General features: G+C 36.9%; 10 protein-coding genes. All 10 read right to left on the reverse strand.

The genetic code is table 11. The features are described 5' to 3' along the window. Positions 1-27 precede the first annotated feature (27 nt). The 10 genes from ACM26V_RS11795 to ACM26V_RS11840 all read right to left on the reverse strand — a co-directional run bounded on the left by ACM26V_RS11795 (position 28) and on the right by ACM26V_RS11840 (position 17048). Positions 28-1770, reverse strand: coding sequence for a sensor histidine kinase (locus tag ACM26V_RS11795; protein ID WP_416151605.1), 1743 nt, complete (start codon positions 1768-1770; stop codon positions 28-30). A gap of 124 nt (positions 1771-1894) precedes the next feature. Continuing rightward, positions 1895-2536, reverse strand: coding sequence for a YesL family protein (locus ACM26V_RS11800; protein WP_416151606.1), 642 nt, complete (start codon positions 2534-2536; stop codon positions 1895-1897). Between the two features lie 374 nt (positions 2537-2910). Beyond that, a complete protein-coding gene (locus ACM26V_RS11805; protein WP_416151607.1) occupies positions 2911-3105 on the reverse strand; it encodes a hypothetical protein in 195 nt (64 codons plus the stop codon). Continuing rightward, positions 3093-3440 carry a hypothetical protein gene (locus tag ACM26V_RS11810; RefSeq protein ID WP_416151608.1) on the reverse strand — a complete coding sequence of 116 codons (348 nt, stop codon included), beginning with the start codon at positions 3438-3440 and terminating at the stop codon, positions 3093-3095. Before ACM26V_RS11810 ends, ACM26V_RS11805 begins: the two co-directional genes overlap by 13 nt. 371 nt (positions 3441-3811) lie before the next feature. Next, positions 3812-4720 (reverse strand): nuclease-related domain-containing protein, encoded by a 909-nt coding sequence (locus ACM26V_RS11815; protein WP_416151609.1) that lies wholly within the window; start codon positions 4718-4720, stop codon positions 3812-3814. A gap of 322 nt (positions 4721-5042) precedes the next feature. After that, the gene (locus ACM26V_RS11820) at positions 5043-5888 is read right to left on the reverse strand and encodes a carbohydrate ABC transporter permease (protein ID WP_416151610.1); all 846 of its coding nucleotides are present in this window, start codon (positions 5886-5888) and stop codon (positions 5043-5045) included. Between the two features lie 2 nt (positions 5889-5890). Then, positions 5891-6853, reverse strand: a complete 963-nt coding sequence (locus ACM26V_RS11825) for a carbohydrate ABC transporter permease (RefSeq protein WP_416151611.1) — start codon at positions 6851-6853, stop codon at positions 5891-5893. 62 nt (positions 6854-6915) lie between these two features. Further along, entirely contained in the window at positions 6916-8313 is a 1398-nt protein-coding gene (locus ACM26V_RS11830) for an ABC transporter substrate-binding protein (protein ID WP_416151612.1), read from the reverse strand. A 375-nt stretch (positions 8314-8688) separates the two neighbouring features. Further along, positions 8689-9981: a Gfo/Idh/MocA family protein gene (locus ACM26V_RS11835; RefSeq protein WP_416151613.1), complete on the reverse strand. Its 1293-nt coding sequence runs from the start codon at positions 9979-9981 to the stop codon at positions 8689-8691. Between the two features lie 512 nt (positions 9982-10493). Continuing rightward, a complete protein-coding gene (locus ACM26V_RS11840) occupies positions 10494-17048 on the reverse strand; it encodes a peptidoglycan-binding protein (protein WP_416151614.1) in 6555 nt (2184 codons plus the stop codon). Positions 17049-17247: the final 199 nt, after the last annotated feature.

Raw genomic sequence — 17247 nt, forward strand, 5'->3', positions numbered from 1 at the left:
GTGACCACCTCCTATACAAGTGAAATGTTAAGCCGATAGATGTTTTTTGTCGTTAATCTTTGGTATTAAAATCGTCACCACTGTTCCTTTTTCACTGCTGTCAATATTCACTTCTGATTTTTCACCGTAGTAAATGTTTAAACGTTCCGTCACATTTTTTATACCATATCCACCAAGATGGTTGTTCACATTAATTTTATCATCAATTTGAAAACCAATTCCGTTGTCTTTAATTTCTATTTTTAATAGATCATCCTGTTCTGTAAATGTAATTTCCACAATCCCTATTCTTCTATCTCTGAAGCCATGAATAATTGCATTTTCTACAAAGGGTTGAAAGGTTAACTTCGGAATGTAATGATCAAGTAATCCCTTTGGCGCATCGATCGTATATGAAAAGCGATCCTCTAACTGTATCTTCTGAAGCCTCATGTAATACTCTAAATACTTTAATTCATCATCTACCGTGATAATACTTTCACCTTTTGATAATCCAATTCGCAGCATTTTCCCTAGTAATTCAATCATCCGGCTAATATCAATATTCCCTTTTTCTATTGCAATCCAATTTAATTGATCTAACGTATTATAAAGAAAATGAGGGTTTATATTTGCTTGTAGCGCTTTTATTTCTGCTTCTCTTTGCCGTTGATGTTGCTCTTTTAAAGAGGAATATAACTCCTCCACTCGATTTGTCAATTCCTCAAAGCCATTGAATAATTGTCCAAACTCGTTTTTATATCCTTTAGGTAACGTCACCCTAGACTGATCTAATTGATAAGACTTCATCACTTTCGTTAACTCTATAATTGGATCTGTGAATTTCTTCGTCAAAAAGAATGTTCCAACTAATACAATCATTGTCGCAATAACAGCAATCACACTTAATATTTTAGCCATTTCTTTACTGCCTTCGATAATTTCACTGTAAGGAGTAACCTCCATAACAGTCCAATTCACATATGGGATCGTGGTAGTGACAATCAGATCATTTTCCATTTGCAATTGATCTTGAGAAGGGTCATCAAAAACCGTCTCTTCAGAATTGGATAGATCAATTAAGTTTTGATATTGTTCGTCTCCAATTTCATTATTTCCAGTAGACGCGACGACAGCCCCGTCATTATCTAGTAACACAATATGAGAATCATCGTGATATTTCCTCAGCCAACTCTCTACCGTTATTGGATCTAAATTTATGATAATCATTGCCTGCAATTGTCCTCGAGATGAATTAATTTTTCGACCTAGACTTATTACCGCTTGGTCATCAGCCATCGTCTCCACTTCTCTATTACCCAACCATGAATATGAGATATCTTCTAAATAATCATACCAATCACTATCATAAACTTCTCCTAAATCAAAATATCTTACCGGATATTGAATATTATCAACTGGCGGAGAATTCATATAAATTTCTACAGAGTGGATCGCTGGAACACTATATATCACATTTGAAAAATCATTTGTTAACGACGTAGTACCACTTGGTTGACCAGTCAGTGATTGCCTCCCGCTAATGATCTGCCGAAACATTTGTTGACGAGACAGTATTACTGAATAATCTTGAAAGGTTTGCAGATTATCCTCTAACTCTTCACTTAGTCTATAGAGATTATCCTTTTGATGGTCAGTCGTCTTCTCAACAATTTGATTAGCTGAAAAACGATAGCTAACAAAAATAATGATGATTAAGATTAATATAGTAAATATAAAAAAACTACCGAAAAAAATGCTATTGATTCGATATTTTTTGAAAATATTCATTTCACCCTCATTTCCACGGACAATCCTTTTAAAACATAATTAAAACAGAAACTACTTAATATTTGTACTTATTATTTTATCAGAAAGGAGTACAATATATAAGAAATTTTTAAAAGTCCTATTCTTATTCATTAAAAGTACCTTGTACCACACCATAGTCATTCACTTCAATACTATCAAAAACTTTTAAAGCAATTGTCAACATAATAGTAGCTGGAAAACTAATTAAATAGAATAAAATAAGCCCAGGAAAAAGTTGATAAATATAACTTATGCCAACGACCACAATTGCTAATAATAATGAATAAGGTAAATAAGCAAGGCCAATTACTAATGAGTACTTAACATGTTGTCTCAATGTTGTTTGATAATGCGTATAAACTGGAAAAATGTATAAACTTACAATGACGTAAAGAACCAATACCACAAATAATAAAGTCCCAAATATAACTCTAATCCACAAATCCATCGTTAATAACGTATTAAAAGTAAATAGAAGAGACATACCACCAAATACTAAAAAGAAGCCTATGATATTTGATCTAATAAATTCTGATTTGTATATTTGAAAGAATGTTCTAAGTTTCGGAAACTCACTTTCTTCACGCTTTTCTTTTCTTAAAACAGTAAATAAAGCAACGGTAGCTGGTGCCCAGCCTAATATACCTAAACCTAAGATCGTATGAATAACCCAAATCGTATTCCAAATTGCTAGATTCATTAATCTCTCGAACACTTCATAAAAACCGGTTGAAAATTTACGCATCTAAGTGTTCTCCTTTCTCACACACTTTGTAAGTGCTTACATTCTATTTTAACTAATTTTCACTCTCACTTCTAGTGGAAAATGTTAAATGACTTTTGAAAAACAACAATTTTTTTGTTTGAGTCTTAATTAAATTCCATTATTTAGCATATATTTTATCGAAAATGATTAGGGATTTTGATAGGTAGTTGATTGGAATTAGGAAAACGTTCCGAATCAGAGTGGGGTTCGGAACGTTCTCTCTTCTCCTTTGGCAAAACGCTCCGATTCTGAGCCGCATTCGGATCGTTCTTTCTTCGGCTTTGGCAAAACGCTTCGATTCTGAGCGGTATTCGGAACGTTCTCTCTTCTCCTTTGGCAAAACGCTCCGATTCTCAGCCGGATTCGGATCGTTCTTTCTTCGCCTTTGGCAAAACGCTCCGATTCTCAGCCGCATTCGGATCGTTCTCTCTTCTCCTTTGGCAAAACGCTCCGATTCTCAGCCGGATTCGGATCGTTCTCTCTTCAGCTTTGGCAAAACGCTCCGATTCTGAGCCGCATTCGGATCGTTCTCTCTTCAGCTTTGGCAAAACGCTCCGAATCTCAGCCTCATTCGGATCGTTCTTTCTTCGGCTTTGGCAAAACGCTCCGATTCTGAGCGACATTCGGAACGTTCTCTCTTCAGCTTTGGCAAAACACTCCGAATCTGAGCCTCATTCGGATCGTTCTCTCTTCTCCTTTGGCAAAACGCTCCGATTCTGAGCCGCATTCGGATCGTTCTCTCTTCGCCTTTCGCAAAACGCTCCGAATCTGAGCCGTATTCGGATCGTTCTCTCTTCTCCTTTGGCAAAACGCTCCAAATCTGAGCCGCATTCGGATCGTTCTCTCTTCGGCTTTGGCAAAACGCTCCGATTCTGAGCCTCATTCGGATCGTTCTCTCTTCGCCTTTCGCAAAACACTCCGATTCTGAGCCTCATTCAGAACGTTCTCTCTTCTCCTTTCACAAAACGCTCCGATTCTGAGCCTCATTCGGAACGCTCTCTCTTCGCCTTTCGCAAAACGCTCCGATTCTGAGCCGCATTCGGATCGTTCTCTCTTAAGCTTTGGCAAAACGCTCCGAATCTGAGCCGTATTCGGAACGTTCTCTCTTCAGCTTTGGCAAAACGCTCCAAATCTGAGCCGCATTCGGAACGTTCTCTCTTCGCCTTTGGCAAAACGCTCCGATTCTGAGCGGCTTTAGGGAAACGGTCTGAATGCATAGAAGATCATACATCATCTGTATGTATAAAGAAATATTTATTTATAATAAGTTTCTTTTGTCTTTCCTTCTGCAGTAAAGTTTTTCTTTAAAACCTTGCAAACTGTCTTTTTATTTAGATTCGCATTGCACCATTCATAAATGGCATTCGTTGTTATTTTTCGTTCTGGAAATAGCAACCGAAATTCCTTAACATGACGCAAAATTGACATTTGTATTTTTTCGTGTTCACCACAACTCTCACATACAAAGTCATGATTTTTTATTGACATAAAATGAGAATTACAATTGTTACAATAAACTCCTTTTTGAAGTTGTTCATAATTATAGCTAGGATGCACATGAAAAGGATTTTTAGGATGGTGTAATGAAATTAATTTTCTAGCAACATCTTTGTCCCTACTGTTTAGTTGAGAAGGTGATTTATTTAATTCATTTATAAAACGATTTACTTGGGATCGAAATATAATTGGCTGGTCCATTGGAGCTTGATATAAGGTGAATTCAGGATTTATATAAACAACAGAGGATTCAACGAGATAAGTATATTTGAGGTTTTCGAGCAATTGTGAGAGGAGAGTTTCTCTTCTATTTAACTGGTTAATCGGATTCTTATATTCCCGGCCTGTCTTTACCGAATAAAGCTTGTCTGATTCTAGGTAACAATCACCTTCATAATTTTTTATATCAATAAGTTGAATAATTCCCTGTGAAATAATTAATGTATCAATTTGAAAATAGGAATTGTTTACTTCCAGTAGTAAGTCATTTAGAATAAATCTCTCTTCATTAAGATTTTCGGTATACTGATCAAATTTCACATCACCTTCATATCCTTTTTCACTATTTAAATAGTGGAACTTTTCCTTTTCATTAAACTGCATTCGCTTATTTAAATAACGCATAATGAGTAATTCATCCGATTCCGTTCGCTTTTTAAGTAACATTGGTCACTTCCTTTCTTATCTCTAACTATATTTTATAGAAGATTCCCATCATTCCATTCTTGAAATATGAATAATCTGTTAATTTTTTAAAATAGATACTGAGGCTGCCCTCTATCCCAAAAAAGTCCCGCAGGCTTCTTTCACATCTATACTATCGTTTAATAGAGATCTTAATTTAACTTTCATCTTCTATGCAAAGTAAAAAACCTAAGGTTTCCCTTAGGTTTAAAACGTGTTTAAATTCTATATCAAATTTCAACCTTACTAGCCACTTAAACTTGTATGCAAGTCTGCCAGTAAAGATTAAGCTATTCAGTAAACCTTATTTAATACCTGTAGTCGCAATCCCCTGTACTAGATACTTTTGAAAGAATGCAAACAGGACAAATTGCGGAAACAATGAAAGTGAAGACATTGCTAACAAAGGACCCCAGTTTGTTCCTCCATCTGCATCCATGAAATTACGCAACCCTATCGTCACAGTGTGCAAACTTGCATTATTTAAATAGATCAACGGAGCTAGGAAATCATCCCACGTCCACATAAACGCAAATATGATAACTGTAACTAATGCTGGCTTCAATAAAGGCAAAATAATGCGTAAAAAGATCCCAAATTTATTACAACCATCTATTGTTGCTGCCTCGTCTAATTCTCTTGGTATTCCCCTAATGAACTGGATAAGAAGGAAGATAAAAAATGGTTGCCCTCCTAAAAACGCCGGTGTAATTAGTGGGAAAAACGTGTTTACCCATCCTATATTATGGAACAAGATATATTGTGGGATAAGTGTAATCTGAACAGGAAGCATAACCGTAGCCATTAAGCAGGCAAATAGAATCCCTTTAAATTTAAAGTTGATTCGTGCAAACCCATATGCCACAATACTCGCAGAGCAGACTGTTCCAATCACTACAAAACTAGTAACAATCATTGAATTTCGGAAGTAAACATCAAATCCTGTACCACCGAAACCTTCCCAACCTCTAGCATAGTTTGACCACAACCATTCACCTGGGATTAGTGAAGCTGCATTGTTAAAAATCTCTGTCTCGGGCTTTAATGAACTCATAACCATCCATAATATCGGATAAACCATAACGGCACCAAAAGCTATAACAAAAAAGTAGTAAATAATATTCGAGAGGGTCGAATTCTTCTTTTTCATTTTTAACGCCCCCCTTCTGATTCATAGAAGACCCATCGACTTGAAGTCATAAATATGATTAGCGTGATGAAAGCAATGATGATTAATAAAATCCACGCCATTGCAGACGCATAACCCATTCGTAAATACTCAAAGGCCATTTCATATAAATATACTGCATAGAATAACGTTGAATCCATAGGGCCACCTTGCGTAATCAAATACGCCTGAGTAAAGACCATGAATCCCCCGATTGTTTGCATAATCAAATTGAAAAATATAACAGGTGTTAACATTGGCATCGTAATGCTTTTAAACGTTTGGAAAGCATTAGCTCCATCTACACTTGCTGCCTCATACAATTCATTTGGAATTTGACGAAGTCCAGCAAGAAATATAATCATTGGAGAGCCGAATTGCCATATGATTAATAAAATGAGTACCCAAATTGCTGTATCAGGATTTCCAATCCAGTTTAATCCTGAAAGCCCGATTGAATCTAAAATATCATTTATTGCACCATTTCTTCCAAATAATTGTTTCCATACAACTGCTATCGCGACACTTCCACCAATAATAGAAGGAATGTAATATATTGTCGTGAAGAAACCAGTTCCTTTTCTACCTGTGTTAAATAGCATAGCTAACGCTAATGCGAATATTAATTTTAAAGGTGTTGAAACAAAAACAAAAATCAAAGTTACTGTAAGTGATTTAATGAATCTCGGATCACTTGTGAAAATATTAACGTAGTTATCGAAACCAACCCAGTTAGGGCTTGAAAGAAGATCATAATCTGTAAACGAAAAATATAAAGAAGCAAGAATTGGTCCTAGCACTAGAAAGAAAAAACCTACAAGCCATGGTGAGATAATTGCATATCCTGTCAAACTTTCTTTAAGTACTTTTTTTCTTCTTGATTTTTGTCTTTGCAAATCTTCTGGTGTAGGTACGGAATTGTTCACCTCAACCTCTGTTTTTGCCATACTAACCTTCCTCCTATTTATTAGCAGGTCATTGCATCAATGACCTGCTAATTCATTTCAATCTATTCTAAAACAGCTTGAGCTTCTTGAATAAATTGCTGGGTAGCTTCTTCTGGTGTTGCTTGGTCATATTTCAATGTTTCAATCATTCGTTGGAATGAACCACGTACTTCTGCTTCGCCTGGAGGTGAAAGCGGATCTGCTGGACTTGTGTAGTCTGATACTAACTCTAAGTAATCAAACGTCTCAGCTACAGCACCATCAACCATTCCTGATAAATGATTTCGGACTTCCGACGAAACTGGTACACCACGATCAGCTTGTAGAATTTCATTAGCTTCTAAACTGTTCGTGAAGAAATCAATAAATGTAGCTGCTGCTTCTTGTTGTTCTGAGTGAGACGAGATAGAGAAAGACATACTTGGACGAATCCAATTTCCATCTATTCCACCCTCAAGAGCTGGCATTACAGTTAATCCTAATTGCATATCCGTAGATTGTTGAGCTCCAATGATTTGGTTACTTGCAGTCATTCCCATTGCTGCGCTTCCTTCACCAATCATGGAATTACCGCCATCAATATAATCCATCATAATATCATGCGTTGCTGCCGCATTGTCATTAACCATTGACTGTACCATTTCAAAGAAACTTACGAGTGTACCTTCTTCAAAACCTAAACCGTCACCTGCTTCATTAAACACAGCTTCTCCGTGCTGACGTGCATAAACAAAGAACATTTCAAACTCAGCATTTGCAAAGTCAAAACCAAAGAAATCTTCATCCGTATTATCTTGAATTTCTAGCATTGCATCAATCATTTCTTCATACGTATATCCAGGCTGTAAATCAATGCCGTGTTCTGCTAAAACATCATCATTTGTAATTATTCCAAGGGCATTTGCACCTAGAGAAATCGCTCTTACAAAACCGTCATCGGCTACATTTAATTCTTGATAAACATCGTCAACATCGTCCATGTTAATAGCTCCACTATCAATAAGTGGCTGAAGATCTACAAGGAGATCTCGACTACTATATTCCATTAATCTTGAGTTATCCATGTTGATGACATCAGGTAAGTTATTACCCGCTGCTTGTGTACTTAATCTTTCCCAATAACCGTCCCAACTCGTATATTCAGGTTCAACGGAAATATGCGGATATTCAGCTTCAAATAACTCAATCGCTTCAATTGTCATGTCGTGACGTTCTTGACCACCCCACCATGCAACTCGAATCTCTACTTCTTCTCCGTCACTTGCTGCATTAGCATTATTTTCTGCATCGTCTTCGTTGTTGTTATCGTCGGTATTATTTACTTCCTCATTCTCGTTGTCTGCTGGATCGTTATTCGCTTCAGCATTTGTGTCATCATTTCCGCCACAAGCTGCCATGACAACAATCATTCCGATAAGTAAAAACATTAAAAACAAACTCTTTGTACTGGTAATCTTCATAATAGTATTTCCCCCTTCAGATTTTTGTAAGTGCTTACATACTTATTATAGTTTGGATTTGTTCTTATTTATAGATAATAAAAGTTAAATATATATAAAAAAACAACAAATTTTCTGTTAAATAATGATGTTGTTTTTTGAAAACCACATTTTTATTGATATTTTTATTTGATTATTGGTTAATTCTTCGACCGACAATCGCATCACCCTTTGCAAATTTACGTGACTTGGATACTTATAACTTCATTATATTTACTTAATGAAAATTTTCATCAACGATGCTTTCTGCTTATAGTCTAGCAATTTTGTTATTTCAGTTTCGTCAAACAGAATTTTGTCTTGTCCACATTTAGGAAAAACTAATCTATATTATTGTTAATACATTTGTGGAACGAGCTCTTTGATCGTGTATGGTCTATTATCTTTCACAGATCTCCACACCGCTTCTCCCATCGCAATCGACCATGCACCAGCTTCTGCACCTGCCATGATGTCAAAACCTCTGTTTGGATTTTCTCCAAGGAATAAATCTTCTTGTATTAATGGATCGCCTCCCCCATGAGTTCCTTCTGATTGGACAACATGAATAGATTCTTTGCCCCCGAATATTGGAAAGAAATCGACAGTTTGCTCAGGTATAGGGAATGAGATTCTACTAGGCTCATGAAATTCTGTTGTTTCAATTCTTCCCTTCGTTCCATTAATCGCTAACCGATAACCTTCATAAGGCAAGGAGAAATTGACTGAGTAACTCAATAAGGCCCCCTCATCATATTTCACAGTAACTGTGTACGTATCTTCAATTGTAATATCCTCGTCAAAAATGCATTGATCTGGCCGATAATCAGTATAGTCCGCATATGCACCTTCAAAACTATTCCCTTTTAGATGATCATCTTTCGCAACAGCCGTCCCATTTGTTCGACTAAACCATCTTGAATAATAGTCACAATCTAACTGCTCGTCACAGGTAACACAATGTCTACCATTTTTTTTACTCGGATTGCGTTCACCATTGGGGCCAAAATAATTCAAATCACCGAACGCAAAAACTTGCGCAGGGTTTTGATTAATCCACCAGTTCACTAAATCAAAGTGGTGCGTTGATTTATGAATAGAAAGTCCGCCTGAAAGCTCTCTCAAACGATTCCACCTTTTAAAATAACTTGCACCATGGTATGTATCAATGTACCAATTCAAATCTACTGACGTTACTCTACCAATCTTGCCTTCTAAAATCATCTCTTTAATTTTACGATGGACTGCGTTATAGCGATAATTAAATGCTACAATTACTTTGCCCTTACTATTTTTTTCTGCTTCAACTACTTCAGCAGCATCCGCGGCAGTCGTTACCATCGGTTTTTCTGTAATCACCGTTAAATTTCGCTTCAATCCTTTTAATATATAGAATAAATGCGTATCATCACGTCCTGTAACAATAATCGTATTCGCTTCCGTTTCATCAATCATCTGGTCAAATTGATCAGGTGTATAAGAAGCTACATCTTCCAATTGAGGAATTCTTTCTTTGCATATAGCCACTCTTTTATCGTCAATATCTAATAGTCCGACAATCTTGTTTTCACGGTTATATTTTTTTACACAGGGCTCGACAAACATACCCATTCCTCGATTGCTTATTCCACAAACTGCGATTCTATTCATTTTACATCCTCCCTAGTATAGTAACAACGTTGTTAAATGACTATCTAAACTCGAAAAGTAAGCGATCTCATTTTCATTGACACTTTTTTTAAAAGCTTTAAACTATTTCTAATGTATTTATTATAATTTAACAGAGTAATTAATTGAAGCCAATACTTTTTCTAATATCTATTATAAATCAAACCATTTCATTGATTATAATAATAGACAAAATTAAAAACAAACTCTAAAATTACATATTATACTTTAGATTTAACCTATAATTTTTGTATCAATTTCTTGTAACGAAAAAAAGGCCTGTCCCGTGCTTTAAGGGATCAGGCATCTTCATAAAATGTTATGCACAGCTAAAAGAAATGATCACTATGCAGAACCTACCGAAACTTGGGGTATTAAACAATATTCATATGCTTCATTCTTACCTAAGAAATAAGATTCATTTTAGTTTTACTAGCTTTCAAGCTTAGACGCTTGAAAGCTAGTCCACATTTCGTCTACCTTTTCTTACTCATTCATTCAGACAATGAATCAAGTTTCTCTAATGTCACGGGATCTGCAATCCCACTCACCATTAAGTCATTTGCTTGTTGGAAATCTCTGACGACCCCCATCGTCACCGGTCCATAGTTTTCAGACGGATTCGTAGGGAAGTTGCCATAGCCCAAAGAAGTCAATTTTAGCTTCATATCTTTCACTTCTGGTGCAGAATTTCCGTCTGTGTAGACGGAGTTTAAGATCTCATCCATCAGGTCTAGTGTTTCCTGATTCGCTTCTCCCGTCACGTGGAGGTCGAAGTAAACTTGGAATGAAGTGACGACCGCTTCTGTCACTGGACCATACACGTCAGAAGGGGATGCTGGGAAATTCCCAAATCCTAATTCTGTTAATTTTAATTTAAGAAGGAAAATCTCATATCCGATATCTCCGTCTTTATATGGAACGTCAAGCTTGACTTCGTCTACTTGTTCCGCGAGCAGCGCTAAGGTCACTGGATCTGCGATGCCGCTAACGACAAGATCATTCGCTTCTTGATACGCTCTCACAACGCCCATCGTTACCGGTCCATAGTTTTCCGATGGATCCGTCGGGAAATTACCGTATCCAAGAAGCGTCAAATCTAGCTTCAAGTCTCTGATTTCAGCTGCTGATTTGCCATCTGTATAGATGCCGTTCAAAATCTCGTCTATCAAATCGAGTGTCGTTTGATCGGCTTCACCAGATGCATCTAATCCAAAATAACTTTGGAACGCTATGACGACAGATTCCGTCACAGGACCAAATCGTTCCGATGGTGACGTAGGGAAATTCCCAAATCCTAATTGTGTTAAGTTCTCTTTCAGTGTGACGATCTCTTGGCCAGTGTCCCCGTCTTTATATGGAACATCAAGCGTCAAGGCATCCACTTGTTCCGCTAGTAACGCAAGCGTCACAGGATCGGCAATGCCGCTGACAACTAGTTGATTAGCTGCTTGGAAGTCACTCACAACCCCCATCGTTACCGGTCCATAGTTTTCCGATGGATCCATCGGGAAATTTCCAAATCCAAGAAGCGTCAAATCTAGCTTCAAGTCTCTGATTTCAGGTGCTGTATTTCCATCGGTATAAATCGAATTTAAAATCTCATCGATAAGCGATAATGTTTCTTCCCCAGCCATACCGGTCATTTCTAACCCAAAATAATGTTGGAAGGAAAGGACTACCGATGCTGTCACAGGACCAAATCGCTCCGATGGAGAAGTTGGGAAATTTCCAAATCCTAATTTCGATAAGTTTTGTTTCAACGTCACAACTTCTTCGCCTGAATATCCATCTTTCAAGATTGGATCTGGGTCTGTTGCTGCTTCTAACTGATCGATCGCTGCTTGCAAGGCTGTCACAGCTGCATCAATGTCCTCTTGCGTTGCTTCTTCATTTGCAAGTGTTTCTTCTGCTGCTGTAATTCCTGACTCTAATGTGGCAAACGATTCTTCTGTATAATCTCCTTCATTTGTGTAAGCTTTCGCTGTGTCTAGTAAGCTCTCAAGTTCTTCAGTTGAGGTTTCACTAGAATCATCTGGAATTATATATACCGGTTCAGTAATGCCCTCTAAAGTTGGCACTACAGTTTTAATTGTTCCGTCTTCATTAAATTCCATCTTATCAATCATTGTTTCACGGTTAGTTCCATTTCCGTCTGGAATAGCAAAACGGTGATAAACAATGTAAAAATCGTCTGAATTTGGCATCTGTAAAATGGAATGATGCCCAGTTCCCAAAATTCCCTTGTCTGTATCTTTACTTAAAATTACTTCTTTTTTCGTCCATGGTCCCATTGGAGATGGACCAGTTGCATATGCAACTTGATAATCCTCATCTCTCGTATCATTTTCTGACCACATGAGATAATAGGTTCCTTCTCGCTTGAAAACAACAACCCCTTCTCTGAAGTTTGCCGGAGTCATGTTTACAGGTTCTTCCGCAAGTGAAATCATATCTTCATTTAATTTAGCTCCCCAAAGAGCACCATTTCCCCAGTAAAAATATGACTCCCCATCTTCATCAGTAAAAACATAAGGATCAATCGCCTGTCCGGCATATTCTCCCCTTGGAATTAGAGGCTCGTTCAGCGCATCTTCAAATCCACCCGTAGGTGATGAAGATTTTGATACTCCTATTTGTTGGTTTGCAGAGAAATAGTGATAATAAAATCCATCACGTTCTGCAAATCCTGGAGCCCATGCGTTACCTGTTGCCCACTCTACATCATCAGTAGCAAGATCAATAATTACACCATGATCTTCCCAATTTAATAAATCCTTAGATGAAAATGCTTTGAATTGTGTTCCAGACCAACCTTCGAAACCGTCTGTTGTTGGATACATATAAAAAGTATCGCCAGAAATATGGACCTGTGGGTCTGCATAGAGACCTGGTAATGTAGCGGATGGATAGACCTCTACACTTACAGTCCATTCCTGGGTATTACCATCCTCATCAGTAACCGTATAGATAACTGGATTGGTGAAATCTTGAGCTTCTCCTGAAGTTGGAGTTACTGTTGAATTAGATAAAACAGAGATTGATGGTTTTAAATTTGTAACATCAACATCTTTTCCTTTAAAAGCAACCTTAATTGTACTTGCATTGCTGTCTATTTCAGTTTGACCTCTTTGATCAGCAATTTCAAAATTAGCAATTCCAGTTGATGAAAGTTGCTTTTCTTGAATTTCTTCCTTCGAAAGTGCACGATTAAATACTTCTACGTTATCGAAAGAACCTCTAAAGAATGGGTCTTCAGTGTAAAAAGATCGTCCTAAGTACGCTAATAAATCTGTACCAAGGTCAGATATAGACGTTGTAACATTGTTATTTTCATCAACAAGTAAGCCGTCCTTGTACATCGCCATACTAGTTGGTGTGATAACAAGATTGACATTTATCCAATCGTTCTGAATAGAAACAGTATTAGCACTAACATCCTCTTCATTTTGCCATCCATTAACCGTAATGGCATTTCGAATTGCAGTATCTCGTGTTCTTAAGAACATGTACTTTTGATTATTGCTTCCTACAGCAAAGGTAAAGAAGTTTCCTGATACTGTTTCTGCCTTAATATCCATGGAAATAGTTACATTATCTTTCCCATCAAAGAAACCTGTTGGAAAGGCTGCAAATGTATTATTTGTTCCATCTAAATATAACACTTGTGAATCTTTTTCTTCATTTGTCACGTAAGTAGCATTACCGTGTAATGTACCTGTGTAATTATTTCCTGAGCCATCTTGAATCGAACCATCTGTACTTGATTCTTCAAAGTTGTATTTAAGAATTGGCTCTTCACTTGGCTCTACTGGATCTGTTGGTTCTGTTGGTTCTTTTACTCCAGGAGTATTCTTCTGTAACCTTTGGTGCTCTTCTTGAGTAATTGGTAAAACTGTACCATGTCTAGCACGATTTGGTAAATGAACATCTTCAGATAATTTCCAATTACCAGAAATTAAGTCTGTAGTTTCAAATAGAATATATCCTCTGCCACCATACTCATCAATTAATAAATACCATTTCTCTTCTGTATTCGATTTAAATATTGCTGGACCTTCTCCGCGGTCTATGTCTCCTATTCCGATTCCTTCCTTAATGAATTCGAAATCAGGATCTAGAACAGAATCACCAACCTCTTGGAAAACAAAGTCATTAACAGGTCTTGTGTCTGTTGAATAACCACCTTTCGTAATTCTGTGGATACGTCCATCATGTTCAATCATAGTTGTATCAATAATAGAATAACCAAAGTCCATATATACTTCTGGATCTGTAAATGTATGGAAATCTCTTGTTTTTGCATACATCATTCTGTGATAACTATTTCCATTGGCTCTTTGTTCTTCGTTCTCATATAAACTTGAAGCCCAAAACACAATATATTCGCCTGTTGTTTCATCATAAAAACTTTCTGGAGCCCATGTATTCCCAGCTTCAGGAGGTGCTACTTCGACCATTCTTTGTTCAGACCAATCTATTAAGTCAGTAGATTCCCAAACCATAATAGATCTGCTGCCATTACGTACAGATTGACCCCAACTTGTGTTATTGCGAATACGTAAATCTGTAGCGATCATATAAAATTTATCACCTTCAGGGGAACGAATAATATGTGCATCCCTCACACCTTCTTCACCTAATACTGATGATATAACTGCTTCCCCATTGTTTAATGCATTCCAATTTAAAGGATTATTCCCTTCACTTAAGCCAAAATAAATCTGCTCCCCGTTCGGAAATCCTTCACCTGGCATATACGTGAACAAATACCCTTCAAAATCTTCTTCTAAAGGTAATTCTTTTACTTCAGCCGTGAATTCTTTTATTATAGTTTCATCATTCTTGCTAAGCGTTGCTGTCAGTTTTACAGATGTATTACCATCACCATACGAAGGTCGAATTACTTCCCCCGTCGATGTAATAATAGAAGAATTCTCAGATTCCCATGAGATTGTTGATCCATACTTTCCTGTTGTTGGTAAAGTTAAATTACCTAGAACATTATCGATATTTTGAACCATTAATTCTTCCTTATCATAGTTAATAACTTCTGAATCCGATAATTCTCTCAATACAGTAACTACGAACTCTTTCGTTACTGATGTATTTCCATCTGATACGGTTGCAATCAGAACAACTTGTTGACTTCCTACTTCATAAGAAGGTCTGTGTACTTTCCCCTCATTTGTAATAATTTCTTGATTTAGTGATTCCCAAGTAATCGTTGTACTGTAGGAACCAGTACTCGGTAAAGATAAATCGGTTGTAATTTCGTCTTTGCTTTCATTTTGATTTATAAAATCGATATAATCTAATTTACTTACAACAGAATTTAGTGTTAGTCCATCTAATTTTGCTATTTTTGACTCACTCACCTCTTTTAAGGCTGCTATTTCTGTGGCAGATAACGCACCATTGTATACTTGGAAGTCAGCAACTAATCCTCCGAAGTATGGATCTGCCTGATAAAAAGATCTGCCTATATATCCACTTCCACCATTACCATTATTAATTTCCTCTAATGTATAACCATTTGTAGAACCCGTTGCTATTTCCACACCGTCTATATAGAGTGTTAACGTTTCGTCTTCTCCGTCCATAACCGTTGTCACAAGCTTCCAATCACCTACTGTTAATGCACCTGAAGCTGACGTTGCATTGGCTTCATTTTGCCAGCTTGTAATCCCTAACCCAAGACGTGCATATCCTGCTCCATTACGCGGAGTGAAAAAGGTATATTTATCGCTATCTTGACCTAATGCATATAACCATTCTGCAGATTGATTTCCTTTCCAATTAACTATTGATGAAACACTTACACTTTCTAAATCATCTAATACACCTTCTGGCATTTCAATGTAAGAAGAAGTGCTACCCCCTTCGAAGTTAATAGCGCCTACATTCTCACCATTAATCCACTGAGCATTTTCTGGATTTATCCAATCCCCATCAAAGTTACCCGTCGAATCTAATACTGTAGTACCATCAATATTGTTCATCTCGTAATGAAGAATTATTTCCTCATTAATCGGTTGACTAGCTTCCTCAACAGTTATTTCACTAGTAGCAGTAAAACCACCATCTATTGTGGTTACCGTAATTTTTGCACTACCTGCGTTTTGTGCAGTGATATTTCCACTGTCGTCTACCGCTACTATATTCTCATCACTACTTGTCCATTCAACACCTTTATTCGTTGCATCTTCTGGAGTAACTGTTACTCCTAGTTGTACCGTTTCTCCTTCTGTCAATGTAATTGTTTCTTGATCAAGGGAAACACCCGTTACGTTCACTTCATTTATATCTTCTTCCGTTAGGGCGTAGTTATATACCTTGAAGTCAGCTAAATTTCCTGTAAATGCTGGGTCAGGATTATATAGCGATCTGCCAATAAATCCAATATAATCTGAATCTGCATCCACGCCCTCATCAAGTATGTCTATAATTGAGTACGTATGCGTCGTTTCGCCTGTGAATTCTCCATTTATATAATAGGAGACAATGCCTTCTGCAAAACTCGCTGTAAATGTATGATATTCTCCATCAGCGAGAGTCGCCTCTTGAAAAAGAACCTCATTTTCCGCATCTTTTAATCCAAATCGAACATTTCCCCCCTGCTGTTTCGGATTAAAAAAAACATAATTTGTTACATTCGGCCAATCAGCTCTTTGAGTCCCTAGGTTATATAGCCAATGATTCGCCTCTGTGCTTGTACTAAATGTTGTCTCAATCGTGAAGGTTTCATCTTCGATAAGTCCTTGTGGTAATTCCACATATTTGGATGGATCTCCAGTGAAGTTTAGAATCGCTTCACTATTTTCTTCTACGAAATCCCCCTCTTCAAATCCTACATAATCTGCATCGAATCCATTGTTCGTCACATCGATTAATTTACTTTCCGATGCTGTCATGTCATAGTGAGCAACCAAACCCTCTTCTGTTCCCTCAAATTCTACTGCCTGTATCGCTTGCACTGGGAGTAGGGACAATACCATCAAAATAGTCAAAAACATCGACATATACTTCGTCCTACTTTTACGTTTCATTCTTTCCCCTCCATGAATTTAATTTTAATTATTAATTTTTGTTTTCGATCTTCCTTCCTTTAAATTAATAAATGTGTATCGTTGATTAATCTAGATAGCTATGTTCCATCACAATAAACACTAGAACTTGCTTTTTTTATAAGAAACCTAATTTATCACATTAAAATATTTTGTACTTTTTCCTGACTCTCTTATTTCT

The organism is Salipaludibacillus sp. HK11, from assembly GCF_047795645.1.
GTDB lineage: Bacteria > Bacillota > Bacilli > Bacillales > Salisediminibacteriaceae > Salipaludibacillus.

Coding starts and splice junctions, on each gene's coding strand:
- ACM26V_RS11810 (WP_416151608.1), bottom strand. CDS start 3,440: ATGAGGCTCAGAATCGGAGCGTTTTGCCAAAGCCGAAGAGAGAACGAT.
- ACM26V_RS11820 (WP_416151610.1), bottom strand. CDS start 5,888: ATGAAAAAGAAGAATTCGACCCTCTCGAATATTATTTACTACTTTTTT.
- ACM26V_RS11815 (WP_416151609.1), bottom strand. CDS start 4,720: ATGTTACTTAAAAAGCGAACGGAATCGGATGAATTACTCATTATGCGT.
- ACM26V_RS11795 (WP_416151605.1), bottom strand. CDS start 1,770: ATGAATATTTTCAAAAAATATCGAATCAATAGCATTTTTTTCGGTAGT.
- ACM26V_RS11830 (WP_416151612.1), bottom strand. CDS start 8,313: ATGAAGATTACCAGTACAAAGAGTTTGTTTTTAATGTTTTTACTTATC.
- ACM26V_RS11835 (WP_416151613.1), bottom strand. CDS start 9,981: ATGAATAGAATCGCAGTTTGTGGAATAAGCAATCGAGGAATGGGTATG.
- ACM26V_RS11840 (WP_416151614.1), bottom strand. CDS start 17,048: ATGAAACGTAAAAGTAGGACGAAGTATATGTCGATGTTTTTGACTATT.
- ACM26V_RS11825 (WP_416151611.1), bottom strand. CDS start 6,853: ATGGCAAAAACAGAGGTTGAGGTGAACAATTCCGTACCTACACCAGAA.
- ACM26V_RS11800 (WP_416151606.1), bottom strand. CDS start 2,536: ATGCGTAAATTTTCAACCGGTTTTTATGAAGTGTTCGAGAGATTAATG.